This is a genomic window from Pseudomonas sp. GW821-FHT03E01, assembly GCF_059420765.1.
On record NZ_JBWKUI010000006.1, the window covers coordinates 258,091 to 277,627 of the forward strand.

General features: G+C 55.0%; 23 protein-coding genes and 3 pseudogenes. 16 read left to right on the forward strand and 10 right to left on the reverse strand.

Going from position 1 to position 19,537, the window contains the following annotated elements:
- The first annotated feature begins 3 nt into the window (after positions 1–3).
- The 5 genes from AC07VO_RS12630 (at position 4) to AC07VO_RS12650 (ending at position 4,033) form a co-directional block, all read left to right on the forward strand.
- Positions 4–1,116: a succinylglutamate desuccinylase/aspartoacylase family protein gene (locus AC07VO_RS12630; RefSeq protein ID WP_192351469.1), complete on the forward strand. Its 1,113-nt coding sequence runs from the start codon at positions 4–6 to the stop codon at positions 1,114–1,116.
- A gap of 18 nt (positions 1,117–1,134) precedes the next feature.
- Positions 1,135–1,899, forward strand: a complete 765-nt coding sequence (locus AC07VO_RS12635; protein WP_192351470.1) for an ABC transporter ATP-binding protein — start codon at positions 1,135–1,137, stop codon at positions 1,897–1,899.
- Between the two features lie 178 nt (positions 1,900–2,077).
- Positions 2,078–2,986: a MurR/RpiR family transcriptional regulator gene (locus AC07VO_RS12640; RefSeq protein ID WP_007940239.1), complete on the forward strand. Its 909-nt coding sequence runs from the start codon at positions 2,078–2,080 to the stop codon at positions 2,984–2,986.
- 87 nt (positions 2,987–3,073) lie between these two features.
- On the forward strand, positions 3,074–3,280 hold the full coding sequence (locus AC07VO_RS12645) for a hypothetical protein (RefSeq protein WP_192351472.1): 207 nt from the start codon (positions 3,074–3,076) through the stop codon (positions 3,278–3,280).
- Between the two features lie 126 nt (positions 3,281–3,406).
- Complete coding sequence (locus AC07VO_RS12650; RefSeq protein ID WP_207238826.1) at positions 3,407–4,033, forward strand: LysE family translocator; 627 nt, start codon at positions 3,407–3,409, stop codon at positions 4,031–4,033.
- 163 nt (positions 4,034–4,196) lie between these two features.
- Here the strand turns inward: AC07VO_RS12650 and AC07VO_RS12655 are convergent, their stop codons facing one another.
- Positions 4,197–4,604, reverse strand: a complete 408-nt coding sequence (locus AC07VO_RS12655) for a DUF3224 domain-containing protein (protein ID WP_018930269.1) — start codon at positions 4,602–4,604, stop codon at positions 4,197–4,199.
- Positions 4,605–5,113: 509 nt separating this feature from the next.
- On the opposite strand from AC07VO_RS12655, the gene AC07VO_RS12660 reads away from it, so the two are divergent.
- The 6 genes from AC07VO_RS12660 to AC07VO_RS12685 all read left to right on the forward strand — a co-directional run bounded on the left by AC07VO_RS12660 (position 5,114) and on the right by AC07VO_RS12685 (position 8,828).
- A complete protein-coding gene (locus AC07VO_RS12660) occupies positions 5,114–5,476 on the forward strand; it encodes a DUF6124 family protein (protein ID WP_102668530.1) in 363 nt (120 codons plus the stop codon).
- A gap of 158 nt (positions 5,477–5,634) precedes the next feature.
- A complete protein-coding gene (locus AC07VO_RS12665; protein ID WP_086945282.1) occupies positions 5,635–6,150 on the forward strand; it encodes a hypothetical protein in 516 nt (171 codons plus the stop codon).
- Between the two features lie 392 nt (positions 6,151–6,542).
- Positions 6,543–7,214, forward strand: coding sequence for a hypothetical protein (locus AC07VO_RS12670; protein ID WP_192379279.1), 672 nt, complete (start codon positions 6,543–6,545; stop codon positions 7,212–7,214).
- Positions 7,215–7,235: 21 nt separating this feature from the next.
- Positions 7,236–7,733: a PAAR domain-containing protein gene (locus AC07VO_RS12675; protein ID WP_192351478.1), complete on the forward strand. Its 498-nt coding sequence runs from the start codon at positions 7,236–7,238 to the stop codon at positions 7,731–7,733.
- A gap of 133 nt (positions 7,734–7,866) precedes the next feature.
- Entirely contained in the window at positions 7,867–8,490 is a 624-nt protein-coding gene (locus AC07VO_RS12680) for a lysozyme family protein (RefSeq protein WP_192351479.1), read from the forward strand.
- Entirely contained in the window at positions 8,487–8,828 is a 342-nt protein-coding gene (locus AC07VO_RS12685; RefSeq protein WP_225609277.1) for a hypothetical protein, read from the forward strand. The genes AC07VO_RS12680 and AC07VO_RS12685 overlap by 4 nt, the downstream gene beginning before the upstream one ends.
- Before the next feature lie 215 nt (positions 8,829–9,043).
- Here the strand turns inward: AC07VO_RS12685 and AC07VO_RS12690 are convergent, their stop codons facing one another.
- Complete coding sequence (locus AC07VO_RS12690; RefSeq protein WP_192351481.1) at positions 9,044–9,568, reverse strand: hypothetical protein; 525 nt, start codon at positions 9,566–9,568, stop codon at positions 9,044–9,046.
- A 224-nt stretch (positions 9,569–9,792) separates the two neighbouring features.
- Between AC07VO_RS12690 and AC07VO_RS12695 the strand changes: the two genes are divergently transcribed.
- Complete coding sequence (locus AC07VO_RS12695; RefSeq protein WP_192351483.1) at positions 9,793–11,049, forward strand: hypothetical protein; 1,257 nt, start codon at positions 9,793–9,795, stop codon at positions 11,047–11,049.
- Between the two features lie 160 nt (positions 11,050–11,209).
- Here the strand turns inward: AC07VO_RS12695 and AC07VO_RS12700 are convergent, their stop codons facing one another.
- From AC07VO_RS12700 to AC07VO_RS12710, 3 genes and pseudogenes are all read right to left on the reverse strand, one after another.
- The gene (locus AC07VO_RS12700) at positions 11,210–12,232 is read right to left on the reverse strand and encodes a P63C domain-containing protein (RefSeq protein ID WP_192351485.1); all 1,023 of its coding nucleotides are present in this window, start codon (positions 12,230–12,232) and stop codon (positions 11,210–11,212) included.
- A 371-nt stretch (positions 12,233–12,603) separates the two neighbouring features.
- Positions 12,604–13,149, reverse strand: coding sequence for a DUF4410 domain-containing protein (locus AC07VO_RS12705; protein ID WP_192351487.1), 546 nt, complete (start codon positions 13,147–13,149; stop codon positions 12,604–12,606).
- A gap of 61 nt (positions 13,150–13,210) precedes the next feature.
- A pseudogene (locus AC07VO_RS12710) lies at positions 13,211–13,419 on the reverse strand (hypothetical protein).
- A gap of 178 nt (positions 13,420–13,597) precedes the next feature.
- Between AC07VO_RS12710 and AC07VO_RS12715 the strand changes: the two are divergent.
- Positions 13,598–13,816: pseudogene (locus tag AC07VO_RS12715) on the forward strand (tyrosine-type recombinase/integrase); the annotation flags it as partial.
- 294 nt (positions 13,817–14,110) lie between these two features.
- Positions 14,111–14,270, forward strand: a pseudogene (locus AC07VO_RS12720) (DUF159 family protein); the annotation flags it as partial.
- A 50-nt stretch (positions 14,271–14,320) separates the two neighbouring features.
- Here AC07VO_RS12720 and AC07VO_RS12725 read toward each other — a convergent pair.
- Together AC07VO_RS12725 and AC07VO_RS12730 are read right to left on the reverse strand one after the other, a co-directional pair.
- Positions 14,321–14,473 carry a hypothetical protein gene (locus tag AC07VO_RS12725; RefSeq protein ID WP_495007522.1) on the reverse strand — a complete coding sequence of 51 codons (153 nt, stop codon included), beginning with the start codon at positions 14,471–14,473 and terminating at the stop codon, positions 14,321–14,323.
- Positions 14,474–14,475: 2 nt separating this feature from the next.
- Positions 14,476–15,207 carry a zeta toxin family protein gene (locus tag AC07VO_RS12730; protein WP_495007523.1) on the reverse strand — a complete coding sequence of 244 codons (732 nt, stop codon included), beginning with the start codon at positions 15,205–15,207 and terminating at the stop codon, positions 14,476–14,478.
- Positions 15,208–15,639: 432 nt separating this feature from the next.
- Here AC07VO_RS12730 and AC07VO_RS12735 point away from each other — a divergent pair, with 432 nt between their 5' ends.
- Together AC07VO_RS12735 and AC07VO_RS12740 are read left to right on the forward strand one after the other, a co-directional pair.
- Entirely contained in the window at positions 15,640–16,971 is a 1,332-nt protein-coding gene (locus AC07VO_RS12735) for a pyocin-S2/colicin E7-DNase domain-containing protein (RefSeq protein WP_310398254.1), read from the forward strand.
- Positions 16,971–17,222: a bacteriocin immunity protein gene (locus tag AC07VO_RS12740; protein ID WP_310398255.1), complete on the forward strand. Its 252-nt coding sequence runs from the start codon at positions 16,971–16,973 to the stop codon at positions 17,220–17,222. Before AC07VO_RS12735 ends, AC07VO_RS12740 begins: the two co-directional genes overlap by 1 nt.
- A 62-nt stretch (positions 17,223–17,284) precedes the next feature.
- Here the strand turns inward: AC07VO_RS12740 and AC07VO_RS12745 are convergent, their stop codons facing one another.
- Genes AC07VO_RS12745 through AC07VO_RS12755 form a run of 3 tightly spaced genes read right to left on the reverse strand, consistent with a single transcriptional unit; the run spans position 17,285 to position 19,476 of the window.
- Positions 17,285–17,827 (reverse strand): lysis protein, encoded by a 543-nt coding sequence (locus AC07VO_RS12745; RefSeq protein ID WP_495007524.1) that lies wholly within the window; start codon positions 17,825–17,827, stop codon positions 17,285–17,287.
- The gene (locus tag AC07VO_RS12750; RefSeq protein ID WP_495007525.1) at positions 17,809–18,372 is read right to left on the reverse strand and encodes a glycoside hydrolase family 19 protein; all 564 of its coding nucleotides are present in this window, start codon (positions 18,370–18,372) and stop codon (positions 17,809–17,811) included. Before AC07VO_RS12750 ends, AC07VO_RS12745 begins: the two co-directional genes overlap by 19 nt.
- A gap of 54 nt (positions 18,373–18,426) precedes the next feature.
- On the reverse strand, positions 18,427–19,476 hold the full coding sequence (locus AC07VO_RS12755) for a phage late control D family protein (protein WP_495007526.1): 1,050 nt from the start codon (positions 19,474–19,476) through the stop codon (positions 18,427–18,429).
- Positions 19,477–19,537: the final 61 nt, after the last annotated feature.

Genomic DNA, 19,537 nt, shown 5'->3' on the forward strand with positions numbered 1-19,537 from the left:
GTTATGGAGCACATTGAATACCTGTTGCCGTGGGGGGCCTCGGGCACAGAACGACGGCTGTCGCTGTTTCGTTTTGGCAGCGGGCCACGCAAGGCCTACATCCAGGCCTCCCTGCATGCCGACGAGCTGCCGGGGATGCGCGTGGCGGTTGAACTTAAGCAGCGTCTGCGCGTGCTGGAAGAACAAGGTCGCCTGAATGGGGTCGTCGAGTTGGTGCCGATGGCCAACCCGATCGGTATCGCCCAGATGTTCCAGGCCACCCATCAAGGTCGTTTTGAGTTCTCCAGCGGGAAGAACTTCAATCGTGATTTTCCAGAGCTGGCCGAAGCTGTGGCGGCGCTGGTGAAAGGTCAACTGGGCGCCCACGCCGACGTCAACACCGGGCTGATCCGCCGCGCCATGGCCGATGTTCTCGCCGACATGCCACCGCCGACCTCGGAACTCGATGGCCTGCGCCACCTGTTGCTTTCACATGCCTGTGACGCCGATGTGGTGCTGGACCTGCACTGCGATTTCGAGTCGATCATGCTGCTTTACGCCATGCCGCAACACTGGCCGCGCCTGCGCTCATTGGCCGCTCGACTGGGTGCCGGCGCCGCATTGCTGGCCGAGGATGCGGGCGGCAGTGCCTTTGATGAAGCCTGCGCGATTCCCTGGTTGCGCCTGGCCGAACTCTTTCCTGAAGCCGATATTTCTTTGGCCTGTGTGGCGACCACCATTGAACTGCGCGGCATGGCCGATACCGAACGCGAGCCCTGCATCGACAGCGCGCAGGCCATTCTCGGCTATCTCGCCGAGCAAGGCCTGATCAGCGGTGACTGGCCCGCCGCGCCACCGACCGAGTGTGAAGCGACGCCATTCGCCGGCGCGCAGTACGCCTATGCGCCGCACCCCGGCGTGGTGAGTTTTCTGCAACCGCTGGGTGCCCGCGTCAAGGTCGGCGACCCGCTGTTCGAAGTGATTGATCCGCTGACCGATCGCCACAGCATCGTGCGCGCCAGCACCGACGGCATCCTCTATGCCCGTGAACGTCTGCGCTTTGCCCAGCCCGGTTTGTGGCTGGCCAAAGTGGCCGGTACTCGCCCTATTCGCCAAGGCCGCTTGCTCAGCGACTGATTCCAGAGAGTTGAAACCATGTACAAACTTGAAATTCAGGATCTTCACAAAAGCTACGGCAGCCACGAAGTGCTCAAGGGCGTGTCCCTGGAGGCGAAGGCCGGTGATGTGATCAGCATCATCGGCTCCAGCGGTTCCGGCAAAAGCACCTTCCTGCGTTGCATCAACCTGCTGGAACAGCCCAACGCCGGCAACATCGTGCTCAATGGCGAACCGCTCAAGCTGGTGACCAACAAACTCGGCGGGCTCAAGGCTGCCGAGCCCAAACAGCTACAACGCATGCGTTCGCGACTGTCGATGGTGTTTCAGCATTTCAACCTCTGGTCGCACATGAGCGCCCTTGAAAACGTCATGGAGGCCCCAGTGCATGTGCTGGGCATGAACAAGAAAGAAGCGCGGGAAAAGGCCGAGCATTACCTGAACAAAGTCGGCGTGGCACACCGCATGGACGCCTGGCCGGCGCATATGTCGGGTGGTGAGCAACAGCGGGTGGCGATTGCCCGGGCGCTGGCCATGGAGCCGGAAGTGATGCTGTTCGATGAACCGACCTCGGCCCTCGACCCCGAGCTGGTCGGCGAAGTGCTGAAAGTCATGCAGGACCTCGCACTCGAAGGCCGCACCATGGTGGTCGTGACCCACGAAATGGGCTTTGCCCGCGAGGTCTCGAACCAGCTGGTGTTCCTGCACAAGGGCCTGGTCGAAGAGCGCGGCAATCCGCGTGAAGTGCTGGTCAATCCACAGTCCGAGCGGCTTCGGCAGTTTCTGGCCGGCAGCTTGAAATAATCATACACTCCAGCCAACTTATGCCCCCGCGCAAAACCCCGTAGGAGCGAGGCTTGCCCGCGAAGCGAACACCGCGGTTTTTCAGGCATTGCGCGTTATCGTTCTTCGCGGGCAAGCCTCGCTCCTACAGGTTATGCGCCTGCCCCATCTCCAACCCTCAGGAACTGTAGAGCCGGACATGCCGACCCCTTCGAAAGACACCACGGTCTATGCCGCGCCGGTGATGCGTAAACTGGCGGAAATCGTTTCCGATCTACAGCCTTCACTGCGCAAGGTGGCGGATTTTATCCTGCGTCACCCGCTAAGGGCCGCGACGCTGACCATCGAAGAAATGGCCCATGAAACCTCCACCTCGCCGGCCGCGGTCAATCGTCTGGCCAAGGCACTGAACCTGGGTGGCTACACCGGCATGAAGGCCGAGCTGGTCGCGACGTTGCAGCAGATGGTGTCGCCGGTCGACAAACTGCGCAACGAACTGGCGCATCGTCCTGGCGGTGCATTTGGCCTGCATGAGCAAATCCAGAGCGCCACCAGCAACCTCGCCACGGCAGCCACCAACAACCACGCCGACACCTTTGAAGCGTTCGTCACCCGCCTGATCGAAGCGCGCAAAATTTACATCCTGGGCTTTGGCAACAGCGTCTACTTCGCCGGCCTCGCCGCCTCGACCCTGATGCCCTTCTGTGCCGACGCCACCGCCATCAGCATGGAGGGCGGCAACGAAAATGCCGCTTACCGCCTGGCCGCCATCACCGATCAGGATGTGTTGCTGGCGATCTCCCTGCCGCGCTATTCCCTCGACACCCTGCAACTCGCCCGCTTCGCCAATGAACGCGGCGCCTCGGTGCTGGCAATCACCGACTCACCCGCATCGCCGCTCACCAGCATTGCCGAACACGTGCTGTTTGCCCCTGCCGACCATCCGGTAATGACCAGCTCCAACATCGCCGTACTCGCCTTGATTGAAGGTTTGGTGGCGGGTGTGATGGCGCGTAATAAAGAAGCGGTCAAGCTGGCGACCGAGCTGACCGAGAGCGTGATGTCTTATTTGCATATTCCTGCCAGCAGCAAATCGTCGAAGAAGTGATATCTGGCGAGGGGTAGTTGTCCCTGGTGGCCGATACTCTTGGGCTAGAAACTGAAGGCAAGTACTGCCCTGCAGAAAGGTTACTCAATGCCGAAGAAACAACCGGAAAGCAAAGCGGCGACAGCTGCTGAAATTGAGCGCTCCATCCAGGCCCTGAACAAAATGGCAGAACGCCTTTGGGGGGATGGCCGGGAAGCTGAGGCGAAGGCCCTCCTTGATGCCTTGGACGCACTAAACCGGGCGCTTGACCGGATCAGGATTGGAGAAAGTCGAAGGATTGCGACTCTGCATTAAGACGCACGAGTCAATCGGCGGTTGAAGTTACTCTCCAATGCAGTGGCTTTGACTTTGCAGCCTGGTACGGGCACATTCTGGCGCTACGTGAGGATGGATGCCTCGGTGAGGCTTAAGGAGAATGCCGTGTTTCCGATCAATATCTGGCTTGCCTATACTGCCGCGTGCTTACTATTGGTGCTCGCCCCAGGCCCGGACAATCTGCTGGCCGTAGGCCGAGGACTCAGCCAAGGCAAGATCGCCGCTATCGTGTCGGGGATGGCATCCGGGGCGGGAATTCTCTTTCATGTGGCAACCGCTTCGCTAGGACTGACTTTGCTGATGCAGACGTCCGCAGTTGCCTTCTGGGTCGTCAAGCTTATCGGTGCCGGTTATTTGCTTTGGCTTGGCATAAAAGTCCTACGCTCCCGTAGCCTGATCAGCTTCCAGCCAGCGACTCGGCAATCACTGCCGAGCATTTTCCTCACGGGATTACTCTCGGCAGCACTCAATCCGAAGCCTGGGTTTTTCGTCCTTGCGTTCATCCCGCAGTTCGTCGACCCACAACGCGGCTCAGTGAGCGTGCAGATGCTGGTGTACGGCATATGGTTCGCTGTACTTACGGCAGTGGGATTCGCGCTTATGGGCGTATTTGCCACTGTACTGTCCCGTTTTTTGCGTCAGAGCCCACGGCTGGTAAATGGCCTGAACGTAGGGGCAGGACTCACCTTCGTCGCTTCGGGAGTATCGATAGCGGCGCTCAGCCAAAAATAGGATCAATGTCTTGGCGCTGCGGGGCTGGAATTCCAGCCTCGCAGGGTTTCTGTGATTATGAGGCTGACGACTTTAAGGCTGATCTTTCGTAAGCAATGGGATGGACACCCCCCACCCATAATCGCATCGCTGTGCCAGAGTGGATGCGTCCAGCCAATACACTTTAGCTGTCAGGTTCAAACGAATATTCAAATGACACTTGTGCCGGCTCACCATGACCAGCAACGTAGTTACCATTACCGCTAAGATTGACTAGATCCCCCGTGCCTGCCCCCTTCACGACACTCCAAGTGCTGCGTGCCTTTCCCTCCGAAAATGATCCCGAATGCCGAACAACAAATGTTCCGCTCTTACCTGCTACCACACCACAAATCCGCTCAAAACCAACAAAGCTAGCTGTGCCGTCGACGCTATAAGACATGAGGTATTCGACGCTACTTGTTCCCTCGATGGCGCCAGAATAGGACTGCGTGACTTTGGCGTGTGAGAGTTTCGGAGTGCCCTCAAGTTCTTGAGACGGCTTCTCGTCCCAGCCAGTAATCTGAAACGTGCAGCTAACAGTCATTTTCATGGGGATTTAGCTCTTTCGTCGTAGTAAGGGAATGTGGTGGTCTGATGTGCCGGGAACACCGTTCTGCCTAATGATACCCGTTGCCACCTATGCGGCGGCAGTTGCTGAATATTACCAGCCTGGTGCGTAGGCAGGCCGTAGCTCTGTATATCCGCTCGCCTTACCCTGGATGTTTAGCTGCGTGTTTAAGTACACCCGGTGTTACTTCATCGAGGCTACAACGCCTTGCGTCGTTGCCTACGCCTGCGCCAGAATCCGCCGGCTTGTGCGCTTTGGCTGCGGCTTTTATCGTTTCCCGGTCACTGAAAAACAGTGATCGGGTTTGGTAGCCCGTTCGTATCACGGCGCACGGCATCACCTATTATGGTGGCCATGCGCGGGGCTCTTTCGAGGGCGCCGGGTTCCTGATGCGACCGGTCTACCAACCCGCGTATGGCCATCACCCTAATTCGTTTGGTAGCGAATGTGATGGCTCCCATTTAAATAAACTCGCATCAGGAGTTTCATCCATGTTCAAACCTACACCCAATCCGCCTGCCACAGACCCGACATCCCCCTACGAATCCCTCGATTCAAAAAAGCTCCACGAAGCCGCCGAACGCGCCCTCGACCACTACCTCAACCCGGCCGCCCAGATCATGGCCACGGCCAACGAACCCGAGCCCATGTACCTCGCCAACCCGAAGTACAACACCGAATCCCTGCTGGCCAACGCCAGCGAAACACTCGGTTCGGCTACCGTCATGCTCAACAATTTCGCGGCGCTGCTGGAAACCTCACATCGCAAGACCCTGCTGGGCATTGCGCAAGTGGTCATGCTCGGTGAACTGGCGGTGAACCAGGCACTGGATCACGTCGAATTGAAGGAGTAATCGTCGTGCCCTGTGGCGAGGGTGCATACCATCGCCACGGGGAATATTCTCAAAATCAGTGTCACCCGATCCGTATACAGACACTCTGCACCCGTAGAGTTGCATGTCGGGGCGGACCTACCTATGCAAGTAGAGGACTAGCGATGTATTTTTGACCAATGACCCTACATCGCAGCCTCATTTACGCATCGACACTCCTATGCACCGCTTGCGCAAAAACAGCCGGCATCCCGCCAACCGACCTGACCCTGTCGTCTTTTGGGCTTGGGCCAAATAATCTTTACACAATCATCTTCACGTCAAACATCGATTTACTGAACGCCTTCAACACATACGAAAACGCCAACCAGTTAACGCCGATGTTGACCTGCTCTCTGGACAATGACTTGGACTTCTCGGTGGATCACTCCATCAACGTGAAAGCAGAGGGACGAGTGACCTCAGAGAGAAAAAACAAAACCAACCATACCTTTCTAGCAGATCTTGTTTTTTATCATACCAATCGTGATGGAACCCAACTTGATCTAAATAGCTATGACGTAATCAAGCTGCTAATTGCAGCCCAAACAGAAATTCCTTGCAAGGTCCGCATAACGGCGTATGGCTATAAAGCCTATTACACCAACACCTTACTCATCCCATCTGCACTCATGATGGATCAGATGAGTCAATAAGCTCGCCCACCGTTACGCCGTGTGAGCATCGACATCTGACGGTGCCAAACCCATCATCGAGTGTCCGCCTACGGACAGAAGCAACTCAATTAACAAGCTGGGGCGGGACAAATACCGAATTGGTATCACATTCGAAAAATTCATCCAGAACCAGCCGTTCTGTGAGGGTAAAACACCCATGCTTGCAGGGGCGCCAAAAAGCTATACGGACCAGTCATTGGGGACGGTGCCCACTGCAATCGAAGCCATACCGTGACTAACTATGGCACTATGGCTCACGTAATCAGCTGTCAACTTAAACATTGTAAATATTGTTGTACGCAGTTTCTGCCTGGGGCATCCTTCGCGACGCAAATTTACATGGACGGTAAAATTGGATGCGCTCTTCACCTATGGACGTGCCTGCCCCCTGCGCCTGCACGCTCGATACCTCGCATCATCCCAGCGGCCTGAAAACCTCATTACGTCTTTATGGGTTAGTTCGCATCCTCGGGTTCAGCGACATACCTGCGAGCACACCGGTTGAAATTCTTTGCACGATGTCCGGCGAAGGCAAGGCGATCCAGGCCTTCATTTCCAGACTGGACGCTGAGTTGGTCGTCAGGTCTATGCCCGGCACGGGCTATCACGTCGTACCGCTGGCGCAATTCGACCCCACTGGATTTATCCAGCAACACCAGGGCTGGCTGACCGTCCACATTACCTGTGGTTTTTCCTCGCAGCACGGCACGTTACGACTCGCCAATGGTGACTTGCCAAGCTTGGGCTGGTTTATCCATGTCCAGACAGGCCCCTGGAGCCCGGGGCGCTTCATCCACTGGGGCGAAGAAGTCGCCGAGATACTGATCGACGCCTTCCGCAGCGTTGGCATGCCCAATTACAACGCCTGGCTCAACCAGCTTGATGGCTATTCCATTCAGGCCATGGACAACTGCGTCGAAATCGCCTGGCAGACGTTGTTGGCCTGCCGCCCCACGCACGAAAACCACCGAGCGCTGTTCAACCCCACAGATGAGTGCTGGCGCTTTTCCGACTCGCCCATCGACCACTATTACCCCATTTGAAACCTTGAAAAGGAACTTCCCATGAGTGGCAAACCTGCTGCCCGAGTGACAGACCCCACCAGTTGCCCACTTCCGGGACATGGCACAAATCCGATTGCCAGCGGCTCCCCCAATGTGAACTTCGATAGCCTTGCCGCCGCTCGTATGACCGACAAGTCCGCATGTGGTAGCCCGATCACGGGTGGCGTCAGCGCTACGGTTCTCATCAATGGGCTGAATGCCGCGACTCAAGGCAGCACCGGTAGCCACGGCAGCGTGGTTACGGCTGGATCCGGCACGGTCATTATTGGCGACACCTTCGTACCCGCCCCTTTCAGCGGCCTACTGCCGATGCCTGTGCACTTCAGCGACAAGTTCAGACTAGTTGACCAAGACTCGGGCGAGCCTCTACCCAATCTTGATTACGCCATCCAGCGCGCTGACGGCAGCATGGAACACGGTGTAAGTGATCCGATGGGGTATACGCATGTAGTGAGTTCGCACCTGCCCGAAACAATCAAACTGTTTCTCGAGGACTAAGACATGGCCGCGGATGCTCTTCATACAACCGACTGCACACAATCCTCCCCAGACCAAAGAACAAATTTCATTATTTCTGTTTCCCCAGAGGGACAAACAGAGAGCGTCAAAATCTCTACTGGTGACTTTCATCATGGCTGAAGTGGTTAGCAAGAATGGCAGAAAAATGTCTCCCGTAGCCACAAGAACGGTGACACCCGTTAAAGACTCCACCCCAAAAACTGTATCTCTGGACGCCAAGCAACAGGTAAGACGGGCCGAGAATGCTGAGTTTCTAAAAAACAAAAATGTGAAAGCCTTTTTGGATACCCTCGCACAAGTCGAAGGTGGCGATTATCACGCAAAATTTGGATATGGTTGGGCACAGGGCTGGAAAACCGGAAAGTGGACATTCAGTGATGAGTCTACCCACCCCGGAGCAGGTTATGGCGGTTCAACGACAGCGTCCGGAAGGTATCAAGTTACGAAAGCCACATGGGCGGAGCTCTGCGTTAAAGCAATGGGATTATCCGACTTCACACCAGGAACACAGGATTTGATTGCAGTTGAACTGCTGCGCAACGTGAACGCAATCGAACCATTAATCAATGGCGACTTAAAAGTTGCAGTGGAAAAAGCCTCAAAAAAATGGGAAGCCTTACCCATGGGCCCTGGCTTGGCGAATCGGCCAATCAAAGGAAAACCATCGGGCCAACCATATACTGAGTACGGCGAAGTAGAAAAAATATATAAAAACTTTGGTGGTACTGTTAAATGAAGCTGCAAACATTCCTCATCAGCCTTTTTTGCTGCGCCAGTTTTTTTGCCAACGCAACAGACGTCCCTATAAAAGAGGGGATGCCCTTTTTAAAAGCCAGAAAAGCATTAATTCAAAATGGCTGGAAGCCGAACCCAACCTATTCAGGTGAGTTTGGGGTCGAGAACATCATCATGAGAAATGGTTTCAAAGAGATCGAATCTTGCACGGAGGGCGTCCGGTACTGCAGCTTCAATTACATCAAGAATGAAACCTGCCTTGGTGTGGGAACTGTCGGCGAAAAGATTAAAGAAATGAAGATTTATTCCTGGAACTTCAAATGCCCGGAGAAGGATTGAGGGCTGACGCTATGCCATGGGACAGGGCGTTCAGGGTCACAGGCAGAATGCTCGCTCATGTCGGCGACCCGCCCCGCACGCGGCTGAAAATGAAGCAGTGATCAAGCGGTACGCCTGGAGAGCGTCAGTGTGAGGAGGTGATGCAGATTACCTCCTACTACAAGCCCAGTAGAAAGCCCGGCGCTGAGCCGGGCGAGGAGTTGCTGCAGCGAGGCTCACTGGACTTTCTGCACCTTGGTAAACTTGAAGAGAAAATCAGGATCAGTCATCGTTCCATTCTCTGTCATGTTTTTTGGCTTGCCGATGGCGCCGGAGAACACCACCAGATCATCTTCCTCCAACTCTGCTATCGCGTCATACAAAGGCGATCCGCTTTTGATAAGAGTCTTCGAGCCGGTATCAGAAAAACTGTTGTTCCAAGTACCCAAAGTCATATCGTCTGTCATTGGGTGAATGATTAGATACGCATCACCGTCGCCGGTGGTACCCATTTTTTCGACCGTCCCATACCAACCATCAACCTTGTTCGATTTCCCTGGCAGCTTTGAAATAGCTTCCAAGCGCTTCTTCACGAGAGCTGACTTCTTTAGTTCGTTGGGTGCCTGCTCGTACTGTGCTGCGTAGTCTTTGACCACATCGATAAACCCTTGCTGGAACGGGCTAACCGTAACCGGTTTCGTTTCTGCGCCGGCGTGAGAGCTTAGGAGGATTGCAAATAGAACACCCGCAACTCTTTTCATGACAAATCCCTGTTCAATTGTTGGATACGGCACCGACTGAGGAGCTCAAAAAAATGATCAGACTCTGCTCCATTGCCATCAGTGATGGCTAGATGCCGTCTCACTTTAGCTGCATAACCCGGGATGTGGAACGGCTGTATCGTCTGCTAATGGTGAACTGGCTACTCGGAATGATACGGTCAAGCTACAAACCCTCCCCGGGCGCCCCTTGTAGAGGTGAGAACATGGCCGTACTCGAAAAGCGCTCCCCCCGCGAGTCGTTCACCAAGAAGCTGGAGCAGATCTGCCAGAGGCTGGACGAGGCATCGACCCGCACCATCGCTCACAAAGACTTCTTCAGCAAAGCAGCAACATCCCAGGTCGAGATCACCTCGCTGTGGGTGGTTGGCTCGTATGCCCGAGGCGCGATGATTTGCGGAGACTTGGACCTTGTTCTTGAGTACAGGGTCGTTGAAGGACAGCATCCCTCGCCTCGGACCATGACCAGGACTTTCTTCGGCACGCCTCAGTACGTTAGCTATTACTTTGGGACACCGGAGAGCAGCACGTCTGGCGTCGTGTTCACGAGCGCGGTTCAGATCTGGACCGGACCTGGCTGTGATTGGAGAGCTGCTATTGATTTGATAACGCCGGATCCCAGCGCCAGCCGCGCGGAACGAGAGACTGACTCGATCCCCTTACGACCAGAACAGCTCTACATGGAGCCTGAACGCCTTCAGGAATTAGTTGCGTTGGAGAAACGTGGAATTCTCGAATGGGAGTTTATAGAGATCACCGCGGCAGACCTCGAGCCGGCACCGACAGAAGAGATCAGCGAGCGGGATAGAAAGCTCCTTCGGATCGCCCCCATGATGGCGAAGAAATCCCAGGTGCTGATACCCGCGATAATTCGACTGATGACAAAGCACGAACGCTTTGGAGTCTGGGACTCCTCAGACAGCTATCGCGTAACGTTAGGATGCGGGGCCACAGCTCTACTCCTGGGGCGCCCTGCCTTGCCATACAACCCGTTCGACGATGAACCGACCATCAAGCAGTACGCGCTCATCCCGCATATCAGCCGGAAGGGCCCTAACGGTGCCTGGATAATTCGGCGCGGGCCCAACCATCCAGACGCTCAAGCTCTCGCAAACAGGCATGCCTATTATCTCGTTAGCTCAGGGTCCCCAGAGACCGTGATGCATCGGGATCGCTATAAAACTTGGTCGACGGAAATACTGGAGCTATTCCGCACGCAAGAAGAAGCCAGAGAGTTTGCTGTCATGTTGGATGAGGAGGATGAGTCGCCAGAGACAGAGATTGGTAGAGCCGAAGGGCTAGACCTGATCTCGCTCTTTGCATTGGTGGACGTCGTCGAGATTGGGGAGCATCAGCTAGCGATGACACACGCCGGCGCAGCCTACTTTGAACGAGACAAGGCAACGATGAACGAGATCGTGGTAGCCCTTCCTTTGTCCAACCAGATCAGCTCTGAAGCTTAAGCCGAGAGAGATCAGACAACAAAAAGCCCGCGTGTTGCGGGCTCTCTGTATGGGGTCAAATCCTTTTGTCCGTTCAATCTGCGCTCCGTTCTGTGAGTGCTTGGTGAAAAGCATGTTGCAGATACGAAAAAGCCCGGCGCTAGGCCGGGCATCTCTCCAATTACTTATCGTTTTCTTCCAGTTCCAGAGCCAATGTTTCGCCATAACGAGGGTGGATTGTGTTCAATTTCTCGATGAAATCCTGGTAGTCCCTGCTTAGCTTCATAATCGTCACAGAAGATGCTAAGTGCTCGCGCAGCTTTGGGTGGCCCATATCAGGAGTCAGTCTTTGAAAGAGTTTTCCTTTCTTTTCGGCCTTGGCATTCTGATTTTTGAGCTCGGTGAGCAAGCTCGGAGCAAGACGTTTGTAAACAATGTCGTTGGTTAGGGTTCCGAAATATTGAGGGCGATACTTAGCGTTCTCCGGAGGGTATTGGAGACCTCTCAGGCGGAAAAGCTGTTCGTAATACTCTGCGGGAAATGTACGTACGTAAGGCTGCAGTTCTTTCGCTACAAAGGCTTCTAAGATTTGGGCGAGAGCATCTTTCGCACGATCTTTTTGATAGCCGGTCGCTTCGTCGACCAGTGCAATAATACCAATGCGTGCAAATCCTCTAACGAGGATTTCACATTGAGCTGCAATGTGTGCTTGTTGGTAATGAAGTGCATCACTTTTTCTTGCGGCCAATACCGCTTCACAAATATCTGCGAGTACTGTTGCAGGGTATCCAAACGTCACAACGCCACCCGTAGTGCCGGATAAGAATCTGATTGGCTCTTTGATCGCCGCCATCAAGCCCTCAGAAACAAAGGGCTTCACACCTTTTGAGTCCAGAAAAGTGACCATTCGATCGCCACCTTGGGTGCTGGTTCCTCGACTCATCCCCAAGCCAGAAATCAACCCCCTCTGAGAAAGCACGCGCGTTCCATTGTCAAGTACATAACACGAAATTTCCGCATCTCCAATTTTCAAAGGATGTTCGGAAGATCCGTGAGTTGCTCTAGGAAGTTTTGCAATCTCAGCCTTTGCAAGAGCCGCATTTCTTGCGATCTCCTGTCTGCGTTCAGCAGTTAACGATTTCGCACGAGCCTCACCGCCTTTAGCTTTGCCGCTTGCTGGTTTTTTGGTCTTTTCGTCGGCCATTGCTGGGAACTCAAATGATGTTTGAGCATGCAATATAGCCATCGCCCCTATAAATGCAAGCAGATACTTGCATTTATAGGGAGAGGGAGGAGGTAGTATTTGTTTGAGTTGCGTACTGATAATCAGGCATTCTCTATTATTGGAGCTTGCTCTACGGCGTCTTTCGCACGCACAATCCTTCCCGCCTTCACCTCATCAGCGTAACCGACCAGCCGATCCTCGACTCTTGGAGGCTTGCTACGATCTTCAGAAGCTCCTTAGCCGTTCGCCTGCCCAGCTTTCGATAGCTGCATCAGATCAACACCTGACAACTTCAGCAGGGCAGTTGGTCAACCTCATGCCAGTCTCCAGCACTCGCCAAGAACATCAGATTACCTAGCTTTGGCGCTCTTGATATCGCTGATGATTTGCTGAGCGATGGCTTCCACCTGCTCCTTAGTCATGGCCGACATGACTCCCTCCCAAGCAGACGAAGAAGTGTCATATGTCCGGGTACCGATCAGGCGTCCCGACTTCAGATCTGAATAGTCCGCACTCGAGTTAACCCAAGCATTACCGACCATCACGCCAGCACCATAGCGAGCGCCTGGAGTGAGGTATCGAAAGTTAGTTACGTTGATCTTGATGCCTACGCCGTCTTTGTCAGCGGGGCTTAAAGCTTGTGCTTCAGCAAGACTATAGCCGGCACGGGTTGCTTCGTTGTGCAGAGCTTCACTCCACTCTTGCTTCAAACGAGGCCAGTCCTCGTTCTGTTGAACCTTGCTGTTGCCTTGGAATTTTACGACCAGGTTGTGTTTGGCTGACTCAGGAATAGCAAGCGTTTCGGTACCGCCGCTTTTCACTGAGGCCGCGCAGCCGCTCAGAAGCGATATGGCAATAAAGCACGAGGCGACGAACACAGACTTAGTGGTTTTCATAGAATTTCCATATCCCAAACAGTGTGCATGCACACAATAAAATGAGTTTTAATGGATCGGCTCAGTGGAGAGTTGAAGCCCTGCGACTTTCGCCAATCCTGATTCGATCCAATGCCCGATTTAACGCATCCAAAGCATCGAGGAGGCTTTCGCTTCGGCTTCTCGACCATCCCCCCATATACGTTCGGCCATTTTGTTCAGCGCCTGGATGGACCGCTCGATATCAGCAGCAGTCGCTGACGCTATGTCTTGAGGGTGTCTCTTTAGCATTGTCAGAGCTTCCGCAAGACGTTGTGTTGTCTCCATCTGGCGCGAACACATCGCCCAAACAGGAAACGAGGTGCGCAATGGCTAAAACAGTCCTGCAAGCGCACCTAGACGGCGTTCACTTCTACCTGAACACGGAGAGCTCATCACCCAACACCGGGCACAGGAACCGTTCACCAAGATCCAGGTTCACGACCTGAAGCACACCTTTGACAGAAGGCTGTGGGCAGCAGGCATGACCGAAGAGGATCGAAAGGCATTGCTCGGACACAAGAACGGCAGCATCACCAGTCACTACTCGGCCGCAGAGCTGGACCAACTGATTGAAGCTGCGAATAAGGTATCAGTAACCGATTCGCGCGCACTAGCGCTGACGATTCTGAAAAGGAAGCAGACGTGAGAACTCGAGAAATCACGCAAATGTCACGCGCATGAAAAAGGCCAATGCTGTGAACATTGGCCTAAATCATTGAAAAATATGGTCGGGACGGAGTGATTCGAACACTCGACCCCTAGCACCCCATGCTGGGGCTTGTAGACGTGTAAGCTATTGATATTAAAAGGATATTACACCTTTTCACAGGGACAAATCATCCGCTTTTTTGTGTTTATGCAAACGATAAACCGGGGTCTCCAGAGTAGGTTTTGCGCAACGTCCGTGCCGACGAACACCTCAACCTAAATGATTCATCCCAGGGAATGGCTCGACCCGACAATACCCAAGGAACGGACGGAGCAGATGGTGATGCTTGAGGGAGAGCCCACTGAAGTGTTTGAGTGGTTCGAGGCCGCAGGCCGTTGGGAATGTAAAAAACCAGGGCGCGGAACTGATCCTCCCCGTTTCTCACATCTAATGCTGCATAAAAAAAGCCGCGTTAAGCGGCTTTTTTTATCGTTCTCTTTCTCAGCGTGCTTGAGCTGCAGCTGCTAACACTTTGAGCTGACGCTCTGTGGAGCGCTGCAACACTGACTGATAAACGCGCTTTGTCTGCTCAGCTGGCGCGTTACGGAAGAAGTCCGAAAAAGGTGTGGAAGCTGCCACTTTTGCTTTGCTCATTGCTATACCCCAGCTCTGATTAGCTTCAATAAACCTTCACGGTCATACGCATCGTGGAGGTTATCTTCAATTTTGTCTACGTTCTGCTCCTCAGTCTTTGGAGAGCCATCAGTATTTTTTATCAGGATGTCAACCCTGATTTTCTTGCCATATTTCTTTTTTAGGTCATTAACGACCTGCGCGGTAACGAAAAACTGCTCAACAAAGATTTCAGCAGCAATTCTTCGACCTTCGATCTTTTCCCGAGCTTCTACAAATTTCCATGCAAGCTCAGGTTTCTGATAGACAAAAATAATGACGCAATTCCTATCGCGCTTGAGAGACCTTGAAATATTGTGGTCAGCTCTGCCGAAATTGCAGAGCGTGCCATCCATAACAAAGGACTGGCATTGCTCAAGAGCATTGTCGTGAATCTTATCAACCAATATAGATACGGGATGCTGAAAAAGCCAAGAATTGGTCCCGTTGTAGCTTTCAAAATGGCTTCGCAGCTCATCAGGATCGATTCGCATCGTTGGAGTACCGAAGGATGCGATCAGCTCAATAGCCGCCTCGGTTTTTCCAGCACCAGCGCAACCAGCCATAAATACAGACACGGGCTTCTTCTCAGACCTATAAACGGCAGGATTGGTAAATTCTTTAGCAATCTGCTTTTTATTGGCCTTGGCATGAAGCAGAGCAGCTTCAAGGATAAGAGCCTCATGGTGATTCATTATCACGGCTGGCTGATTCATGTCCGTATGATCATAAAAGGGGACGGATTCTATACATGAAGTGACGAACCATGTACACCGCATGTCGGTTTTCTGAATTCCCGGTGCACGCCTTGGAGACAAGCCAGCTCAATGAAGCCCCGGACGGTCTCATGCCGGCGTCACACATTCGGCCGACGACGACGCCACCCCTCGTAAGTGATCCGCTGCCGACGCTCAGCCAGAAGCCATCGCTTGTAATGATTGCCGTGGCTGTAGCAACCTCAAAATGCCACCATTCAAACCCTCGTGCTAGAGCGGTTACCATTCGCCCCCCAGTAGTGACATGGAACACAGGGAAAGCGGAGCTCAGCTTTTAGGATAAGTCCTACAGCCAGCGCCTGAGCTTCCCGGTAACGTCATTCTGTCCCTGCCTCAAGCTGGGATTTCCCCAAGGACGAACAAGGATGCTGCATGAGTGGTTATGTACCCAACCCACCGAAGGGCTACCGCAACAAGGGCGTTGAACCTGTAGATATTGGTGCTCAACGCTGGGCGGAATACAAAGACCTTCCACCGAAGGCAGGCGCGAAACCCAATGCGGCTGGCTGTACCTTTACCAAACCCTGCAAGCTGCCCGACGGGACCATTAACTACGTCAGTCCTGGTGGATCGATCCCCACGGATGCTGTCAGCGAGTACGGTGAATTCTCCCTCCTGGGTGGTCGTGAAGCGGATACAGAGGGGAACATCCCTCTCAAGAAAATCAGCGGTAACGCGTTACCCACAGCACTGGGAACCCTCCTACTAGGCGGAACGACTGTTGCTACTGCCGGGGCGTCTTGTGGCGGTCTCTGCACCGCTGGGGCTGCGGTTGCAGGGGTAAGCACCGGGACTGCCACAACGGGTGGTGCTGGTGTAGTTACTGCGGGGGTTGCTGCTGGAGCGTTGGCGGGAGTGGTTGCGCTACTGTGGCCGTCGAGCTTGGGCGACAGCTCCCTGTACACAGAAGAGCAGCTCAAATCACTCAAGGAAGGCCGCACTCGTGTTCGATTGCATGTCGAGCAACAAGCAGACGGCACGTTGAAGGGGTACGGGTACAACACCCAGAAGCGCCGCGACTGGGAAATGATTCCTGTAGTCCAGTTCAAGGCACAGGGCTCTCGGCAGGTGGCCGACTTCGGTGACGGGATAACCCTGATATGGACGCCAGCTGTTGACCCATCCAGCACCTCAGGCATTCCCCCATTAGAGGGCGCACCACAAGCCCCTCATATCTGGATTTATCCGCCTACCGAACAGGCAGATAACATCATCGTCAACCCGATTTACCCGCCGGAATACAAGGATTTCATCCTTGTGTTCCCGGCTGACTCGGGTGTGCAGCCGCTGTACATTGTGATGAGTGTCAGGAACTCACCGGGTGTTGCTACGGGACAAGGTGAAGACCTGACGGGCATTTGGCTTGCTGGAGCCGGTACAGGACTCGGAGCCTCTGTGCCCTCGCAGATTGCCAATCAGCTCCTGGGGCAGGAATTCAGCAGCTTTGATGCCTTCAGGAAAGCGTTCTGGATCGCTGTAGCGAATGACGCAGAGCTGAGCAAGCAATTCAGTTCACGCAATCTGTCCGGTATGGCAAAGGGCCTGGCTCCTGCGGCCCCCAAAATCGAGCATGCAGGGAAGCGAATTGCATTCGAGCTGCATCACGTAGAGTTAATCAAGGACGGTGGCGCCGTGTACGATTCCGACAATTTGCGGGCTGTTACTCCAAGGCGCCATATCGACATACACAGAGGGGTTGAATAATGGAATTGAAGAGCAATCTTGCCGAGTACACCGAACAGGAATTCAAAGCCCTGATTGAAGCTATCGACGATGCGGACACAGAAGAGGGTCGAGGCGAGCTGGTAGAACACTTCAACAAGCTCGTACCTCATCCAGCAGGTAGCGATTTGTTGTTCTATCCAGAAGATGGGGCGGATGACTCACCAGAGGGCGTAGTGCAGACAATCAAAGACTACTGCCTTGCCAATGACTTACAGGGCTTCAAAGTGTAGAGATGAATCTGCAGGGCCGGCGGTCGAGCTGATTGTTGTCGCACTCAGACAGACCGGCCCTTTTACTTCGATGTTGAAACCTCTTTGACGTAGGCCTGACACGCCGCGAGCGCTATCAATCCCCTGTCACCGTCGTCGATGATGCCGATAATTCGTTGAGCATGCGCCGGGTCAAGTTGGGCTCTTGTGGTGCCATGAACCATGCCGCCGGTTGCGGTGGTGGCTGACACTGTGTGGCCACTGGCTGCAGCGGTGGCGTCGAGTAGGACTGACAGGCGCAGATCAGCAGTGGCAAGGCGGTCGCGCAGGCGACCTTGATCACGTTGGGCATCGCTCAGAACTCGGTAATGGGTTTGTTCACTGGCTGAGAGCCGCTGCTCCAGGGCCAGACGTTTGGCCTGCTCGGCTTGTTGCTGCGCGGCAGCGGCCAGGGTCAGTTGGTTGAGAGTTTCAGTCTGCAGACGGGCTTGCTGCTCCAGCTGCCGGCCGTAGCGCCAGTCCTGCACCTGCCAGGCCACGGTGGCAGACCCACCCGCAAATGCGGTCAGCAGCACACCGATGGCCAGCAGCCGATACGGCGCCGGGATCAGGTCGACGAGACGCATAGCACCGCCCTCGTCCGCTCCCACAATTGCAGCCGATCTGCCAGGCCATTGAGGCCGCCGTTGATCTTGCGGGTAATCGCCTCGAACTCATCCCGATCCGCTAAAGCGTTCAGCTCGCGCACCCACCAGAACCAAGCGGCCGACTCAGCAGCCCATTGCGGCAGCTCGAGCAGCTCCGGGGTGCGCAGCAATCGCTCGTCGCCGAACAAGGCCAGGCTGCACCGCAGGTAGTTGTTGCGGCCGGTCACCTGGATCAGGCCGCGACCGCGATAGCGCTGGCCATCCCCGTCCGCTTCCGGGGTGTTGCCCAGTTTTTCGGCCAGTTTGCCGGTGTCGTATTTACTCAGGTACTGATCGCCGCCCAGCTCCCGGACGTACTGCAGCTGACCCGACTCATGGCCGAGCTGCGCCAGGAATGCGGCCTGCCGCTTCGGTGTGTTGATTAGCCGGTGGGCCATCGCGGTATTCAGGGCGGATACAAAAACGCCCGCTTGGCGGCGGGCGTTCGGCATGATGAGTTGCAGCTGTTTCTCGGTTAAGGACATACAAACTCCAGGCATAAAAAAACCGCACTCGGCGGCTATGGATTCGTTTTCGCGTTACTTCAGGGACACGACTTTGACCGGCTTCGCCTCCTTCTTCTTTTTCTTGCCCTTGGCGCTGGCCTTGCCATTCTTGCCACCGTTGCATTCAACGGTGGTCGACCAGCCGGCTTGGGTGTAGGTCTGCTCCACCGATTCGGCCAGATAGTCGCCATCGAGTCCGACCTTGAAGCCCTGGGCAACGATTGGCCGTTCGGCAAACAGGTCTGTACGGCCGGGCATTTCCAAGCGCACGCCGGCGGTGGAACGGTTGAACGCCGCCAAGCGTGCCTTGGCCGCTGCTTCGGCCGCCGTCTTGTTCGGATGAATGTGCCGATCGGTATGCACCGCCGGCAGGCCGGCCGGAGCGTCGTCGTTCTCCAGCGACACCACGGCGAGCTTGCCGGTCTTCTTGTCCTGATGCTTGGCCCCGACCGTCTTGTGCGAGTCGCGATCGCCCAGGTGGAACTGCCAGCGGCTGACGTCGCGGCGCGTGATAACGATCGGTGCGAATGCCTTGCCGCTTGCGCTCTGCCCGCCCTGACGCGGCATCACCAGCAACTTGCCGTCGGCGACTTTCGCCGTGCAGTCGTACTGCTTAGCCAGGCGCGTGATGAAATTGAAGTCGGATTCATTGAGCTGATCGGCCCGCGCCACCTTCGTATTGACTGGGCACACTGGCGCCCAGCCATTGCGCGCGGCGACGTCGGCCACGATCTTCGACAGCGGCACGTCTTCCCAGCTCCCGCTACGGGTGGTCTTGCCACTGCCGCGCATGTCGCTGGCCTTGCCCTTGATCACGATGGTATCCGGCGGGCCGGACACCGTGACTTCGTCGACCACGTAGCGGCCCAGCCGCGCCAGCGACGTCTCAAGGTAGCCCAGATAGACCTCAATCCCCACGCCCTTGCGCGGCAACGTCACCAGCCCGTCGCGATCGTCAATGCGCAGTTCGAATTCGTCGGACTCCATGCCGACCTTGTCGGTGACACTCAACTGAATCAGCCGGTCATTCAACAGCGCCGTGATGTCGTTGCCGTCGGCAACAATGCGGAATCGGGGGGTCATGGATTTTTTCCAAAAGAAAGCCCGCACGGGGCGGGCCAAGTAAGCGGAGCGTTACGCGTAA

Coding starts and splice junctions, on each gene's coding strand:
- AC07VO_RS12695 (WP_192351483.1), top strand. CDS start 9,793: ATGGCCGTACTCGAAAAGCGCTCCCCCCGCGAGTCGTTCACCAAGAAG.
- AC07VO_RS12745 (WP_495007524.1), bottom strand. CDS start 17,827: ATGCGTCTCGTCGACCTGATCCCGGCGCCGTATCGGCTGCTGGCCATC.
- AC07VO_RS12735 (WP_310398254.1), top strand. CDS start 15,640: ATGAGTGGTTATGTACCCAACCCACCGAAGGGCTACCGCAACAAGGGC.
- AC07VO_RS12665 (WP_086945282.1), top strand. CDS start 5,635: ATGACCCTACATCGCAGCCTCATTTACGCATCGACACTCCTATGCACC.
- AC07VO_RS12640 (WP_007940239.1), top strand. CDS start 2,078: ATGCCGACCCCTTCGAAAGACACCACGGTCTATGCCGCGCCGGTGATG.
- AC07VO_RS12750 (WP_495007525.1), bottom strand. CDS start 18,372: ATGTCCTTAACCGAGAAACAGCTGCAACTCATCATGCCGAACGCCCGC.
- AC07VO_RS12630 (WP_192351469.1), top strand. CDS start 4: ATGGAGCACATTGAATACCTGTTGCCGTGGGGGGCCTCGGGCACAGAA.
- AC07VO_RS12690 (WP_192351481.1), bottom strand. CDS start 9,568: ATGAAAAGAGTTGCGGGTGTTCTATTTGCAATCCTCCTAAGCTCTCAC.
- AC07VO_RS12680 (WP_192351479.1), top strand. CDS start 7,867: ATGGCTGAAGTGGTTAGCAAGAATGGCAGAAAAATGTCTCCCGTAGCC.
- AC07VO_RS12740 (WP_310398255.1), top strand. CDS start 16,971: ATGGAATTGAAGAGCAATCTTGCCGAGTACACCGAACAGGAATTCAAA.
- AC07VO_RS12755 (WP_495007526.1), bottom strand. CDS start 19,476: ATGACCCCCCGATTCCGCATTGTTGCCGACGGCAACGACATCACGGCG.
- AC07VO_RS12645 (WP_192351472.1), top strand. CDS start 3,074: ATGCCGAAGAAACAACCGGAAAGCAAAGCGGCGACAGCTGCTGAAATT.
- AC07VO_RS12725 (WP_495007522.1), bottom strand. CDS start 14,473: ATGAGCAAAGCAAAAGTGGCAGCTTCCACACCTTTTTCGGACTTCTTC.
- AC07VO_RS12685 (WP_225609277.1), top strand. CDS start 8,487: ATGAAGCTGCAAACATTCCTCATCAGCCTTTTTTGCTGCGCCAGTTTT.
- AC07VO_RS12705 (WP_192351487.1), bottom strand. CDS start 13,149: ATGAAAACCACTAAGTCTGTGTTCGTCGCCTCGTGCTTTATTGCCATA.
- AC07VO_RS12675 (WP_192351478.1), top strand. CDS start 7,236: ATGAGTGGCAAACCTGCTGCCCGAGTGACAGACCCCACCAGTTGCCCA.
- AC07VO_RS12655 (WP_018930269.1), bottom strand. CDS start 4,604: ATGAAAATGACTGTTAGCTGCACGTTTCAGATTACTGGCTGGGACGAG.
- AC07VO_RS12660 (WP_102668530.1), top strand. CDS start 5,114: ATGTTCAAACCTACACCCAATCCGCCTGCCACAGACCCGACATCCCCC.
- AC07VO_RS12730 (WP_495007523.1), bottom strand. CDS start 15,207: ATGAATCAGCCAGCCGTGATAATGAATCACCATGAGGCTCTTATCCTT.
- AC07VO_RS12670 (WP_192379279.1), top strand. CDS start 6,543: ATGGACGTGCCTGCCCCCTGCGCCTGCACGCTCGATACCTCGCATCAT.
- AC07VO_RS12635 (WP_192351470.1), top strand. CDS start 1,135: ATGTACAAACTTGAAATTCAGGATCTTCACAAAAGCTACGGCAGCCAC.
- AC07VO_RS12700 (WP_192351485.1), bottom strand. CDS start 12,232: ATGGCCGACGAAAAGACCAAAAAACCAGCAAGCGGCAAAGCTAAAGGC.